Source organism: Microvirga sp. HBU67558 (assembly GCF_018069605.1).
In the GTDB taxonomy this organism is placed as follows: domain Bacteria; phylum Pseudomonadota; class Alphaproteobacteria; order Rhizobiales; family Beijerinckiaceae; genus Microvirga; species Microvirga terrae.
On sequence record NZ_JAGPUP010000257.1, the window covers coordinates 1 to 693 of the forward strand.

General features: G+C 61.6%; 2 protein-coding genes. Both read right to left on the reverse strand.

What is annotated here, in order from left to right:
• Nucleotides 1-63: 63 nt before the first annotated feature.
• Nucleotides 64-225: a hypothetical protein gene (locus KBI52_RS01095; protein ID WP_247654091.1), complete on the reverse strand. Its 162-nt coding sequence runs from the start codon at nucleotides 223-225 to the stop codon at nucleotides 64-66.
• Nucleotides 226-339: 114 nt separating this feature from the next.
• Nucleotides 340-693, reverse strand: a 354-nt coding sequence (locus KBI52_RS01100) for a hypothetical protein (RefSeq protein WP_247654092.1), incomplete at its 5' end; no start/stop codon positions are given.

Genomic DNA, 693 nt, shown 5'->3' on the forward strand with positions numbered 1-693 from the left:
ACGGGGCTTTTTCATGGGCAACTCCGCCGCTCCAAGGCGGTACACGTTCCGAAGATGTTGATGTCAGGTGACCTGGAAGGCGCGCTGAGCTCGCTTGCGGATCTCGTCCAGTTCGTCCTGAGGCGAGTTGATCTGCCCCTCGATCTCTTCGAAAGACGTGCATTCTGGCGTGATAAACAGGCGTCCGTCCTCACCCCGGGTGTAGCGGAGGAGGACAATCTTCACGCCTGCCGGGTTGTCCGGTGTTCCGGGCCGGATGTCGAGTTCCAGGGCTCCGAAGAGATGTATCGATGGCTCTCCTTGCTAGGGTTGACAGTGAGGCCGCATGCCGGGGGGCGCTTAACCGGCTTGTGACGCCGCTTGCCGGCGCTGAATCATCAACGCGATCTCCGGCCTGTTCTCTCGAAGCCACTGTGTGGCATCAGGCTGGCTGACGACACACTCGATCGCGGCCCAGGTAGGGTCCTCGAGCGACTCGTCCCTCAGCCTGGTGGCCGCATAATCAATGAGCCGATGAAGACCCTCGTAGCCGGGCCGCGCTTCAAGAGCATCGGCGACCCACGCACTGGACCAGCCCTGCTCGGCAAAATGCAGAATGCTCTGCAGATCGGCCTCGCGAAACCACGGCGTCGCGTCGAACTCGAGAGCGAATGCATTATCGGCGGTATGGCACGAAGCCCGGATCATTGCCGG